The following is a 3,136-nucleotide window of genomic DNA, read 5'->3' as shown; positions in this document are numbered from 1 at the left end:
AATTCTTTTGAAAAAGTTCTTCTTTTCCTTTTGGTCATTCTCGATTCTCCTCTGACTAGATTGAATCAAGTCTATATAACCTTAACAAATCTGTCCAACTAAGTGTAACCGATTCATCAATTTTCAACTAATTGACTTAAGACCATTTGCTGTAGTCTTTTTGCTTACCTCCAATTTATAAATCCAAGTTCTTTTAGACCCGAATAGTAGCATAAGTTATCACCTTAATAATGCATCTTGACTGTAAGTATAGTTTTATTACTTCGAAACTCCCCTGAACTTCCTAATTTTTTTTATAAAACAAATATTAGCAATTACTACATTGTTTCATATTCAATCCATATAAATTATCCTTAAGCTAAGAGATCTAACAAACCCAACTCCTTCGCAAAAGCATCGAGATCATCAATTATGAACAAATCACTCCTCCAATTACCTGGCCATACGGCATATAATGTTATAGTTTTATCTTTTGCTCTTTGAAAAGCTTCCAGAACATTTGCTCTGTCTGATTTGTTTTTGTGGGGAATTTGTGATACATTACCATTCTTATCTACTCCAAAATAACAAATAGTACTCATACTATACGGAAAGTTGTTACTTTCTTTAGCACTTCTCATTAATAATCACTCCTCGATTTATATAATTGTTTAAAACAACCATCTCTATTATTTATTAATTCAAGCAACACTCCTAAAAAACCTTTTGTTCATTTAAAAATTCTCCTACATCTTCTTCCTATCAAACTCGTATTCTACCATTCCCTTGAAAATAAAGTTTTTCATCTTCCCCTCATTTTAAAACATTTTTGATCACGTTTTGGCTGTTTTTCACGCTTTCTTCCATTTTGTTCACGTTCTTCTTAGTTTTTAATAAAAATTTCCAACCCCGTCACTACGCTATTTCCAACTTCTAGTTAAAATAAAGTCTTACACAAAAACGACTTTTCACCGTTTTTCATAAAAATCCCGCCCGTTTTCCTCCTCTTTTTTCAAGCTAAAATTAAGCTTTGCCATTATGGAGGGAAAAGAAAATCAAGAAGAGATAGGAATGACAAGGATTTTGGCATGAAAAGACCCTGAATTCGCAAATGTTAATTATTACGAAATCAGTGTCGAACGTAAGTCCCCAATCAAACAACGTATATCATGACGGAGCATCTCCTAGTATGATCAATGTATCAACCAAAGGAGGTGCTTTCTTAATGCCGAAAAAACCATTAACGATCGTCCCCGTAACATTGCATTCCATACAAAACATGAGCCTGCCAAACGTTTCTTCAAATTCCAACGGACTTTGTACCATTAAACTGGAAAATGCCGAAATCACCTTCCAAAACGGCATAGAGGAGCGCATCATTCAAACGATCATGAGGGAGTTGATCAACCGATGAGGCAGGATTATACCAGTGTCAAAAACATTTATATCATTTGCGGGAAAACGGATATGCGCAAAGGGATTGATGGCCTGGCAACGCTGATCCAAGACTCTTTCGAGCTCGATCCGTACAGCGACTCCATCTTTCTATTCGCAGGATGGAAAAAGGACCGATATAAGTGTCTGTATTTCGACGGAGACGGCTTCGTCTTGTTGTATAAGCGATTAGACAGTGGAAAACTGCAATGGCCCAGAAACGAGCAGGAAGTGAAGAATCTGACCCAGCAGGAACTCCACTGGCTGCTGGAAGGGTTGTCCCTCCAGCAGCCGAAAGCGATTCAGCCTTCGCCAAAAGGCGCATTTTAACATTCGTCTTTCATCTGCTCTTCGAACCCGTTATAATGAAAAGAACGAAACCGAACGGAAAGCGGTGAGCGGTGTGGCAAACGAATCTTCATCTGAAAAGATCATTCGATTATTGGAAGATCAATTGGCTGTTGCGAGTCAACAAAATCAAGAACTCACCAAGCAAATTGAATCGCTCACCCATCAAATTCAGCACTTAACCAAGCTCCTGTACGGATCTAAAACGGAGAAATCCAAATACAATACGCCCAGTGGGCAAGGGTCTCTGTTCGATGAGGATGATTCCCCTTTTCCTGAACCTGAGCACACAGAAGAACAAAGCCAACAGACTGTTTCGTACACTGTTGTCAGAAAGAAATCCAGGAAAAAGAGAAATGATTCCTTGTGCGACATGTGGAGGTGGAGTGCGTCCATCACCATCCTGATCAAATCATTTGCGAGTGTTGCCGGCACGCCATGACGGAGGTCGGCCACACGATTGTCCGTGAGGAAGCAAAATTTATCCCTGCCAAAATGGTAAAAATGCAGCACATTGAACATGCCTACGAATGTAAGGTGTGTAAACAGGATGTCTCCTTGCCAGCCATTCAGCGCAGCCTCGCCGATGCCAAAAATGTTCTGGCGAAAGTATTGCACGACAAGTTCATCTTGTATGTGCCCCTTTACCGTCAGGTGAACGAATGGATGCGGTATGGACTGGAAACTAATGACAAGAATTTGTCCAACTGGGTCATCCGGGTAGCCCATGATTGGTTGTCGCCGGTGTATGATCGGATGAAAGCCTTGATGATGGACAAATCCCTCCTCCATGTGGACGAAACCTACTGGAAAGTATTCCGCCGATCGGACGGGAAATCCGGCCAGACGAACGCCTACAATTGGGTATACCGCACGGTCCCAAGCTAGGGTCCCGTCGTGACTCTGTTTCAGAGCGCCCTTTTCTGTCCTTGAAAGCTTCATCGGAGGCTTCAAAGGGACCATCTTCTGCGACGGGTATGCAGCCTACGGCAACCTGCCTGATGTACAGTTTGCCAACTGCTGGGCGCAAAGGCGTCAATTTCTGTGACCAATTGTACCGGCTGGAGCGAAAGTTCAAACATCTTTCCCCTCGGAAACGGCGCAAAGCACGCATGAAGTATTCGAAACCCATTGTGGATGAGTTCTTCCAATGGATCGAGGACTCTCCTTTCTTCGGGAAAAGCACTCTAGCGAAAGCATCGGACTATACCATCAGCCGGATTGAAAGCCTGCGGGCTTTTCTATACGATGGCCGGATTGAAATTGACAATAATCCAGCTGAAAACGCGATCTGCCCCAGCGTGATTGGACGGAAGAACTGGCTGTTCTCTGTTAGCGAAGCGGGCGCGCAAGCGAATGCGATCTGCCTGAGCCT

Annotated in this window: 3 protein-coding genes and 1 pseudogene; 3 read left to right on the top strand and 1 reads right to left on the bottom strand. The window is 42.3% G+C overall.

Features of this window, described 5'->3' with window-relative positions:
- Positions 1–353: 353 nt before the first annotated feature.
- Positions 354–620: a hypothetical protein gene (locus H9631_RS22005; protein ID WP_191816581.1), complete on the bottom strand. Its 267-nt coding sequence runs from the start codon at positions 618–620 to the stop codon at positions 354–356.
- 584 nt (positions 621–1,204) lie between these two features.
- Between H9631_RS22005 and H9631_RS22000 the strand changes: the two genes are divergently transcribed.
- The 3 genes and pseudogenes from H9631_RS22000 to tnpC form a co-directional block, all read left to right on the top strand.
- Positions 1,205–1,393 carry a hypothetical protein gene (locus H9631_RS22000; RefSeq protein WP_191816579.1) on the top strand — a complete coding sequence of 63 codons (189 nt, stop codon included), beginning with the start codon at positions 1,205–1,207 and terminating at the stop codon, positions 1,391–1,393.
- A complete protein-coding gene (gene tnpB / locus H9631_RS21995) occupies positions 1,390–1,743 on the top strand; it encodes an IS66 family insertion sequence element accessory protein TnpB (RefSeq protein ID WP_191816577.1) in 354 nt (117 codons plus the stop codon). The genes H9631_RS22000 and tnpB overlap by 4 nt, the downstream gene beginning before the upstream one ends.
- A gap of 64 nt (positions 1,744–1,807) precedes the next feature.
- Positions 1,808–3,136 (top strand): annotated as a pseudogene (tnpC, locus tag H9631_RS22995) (IS66 family transposase); the annotation flags it as partial.

Source organism: Bacillus norwichensis, from assembly GCF_014836955.1.
GTDB lineage: Bacteria > Bacillota > Bacilli > Bacillales > Bacillaceae_C > Siminovitchia > Siminovitchia norwichensis.
This window is presented reverse-complemented; position numbering and strand designations above follow the sequence as displayed.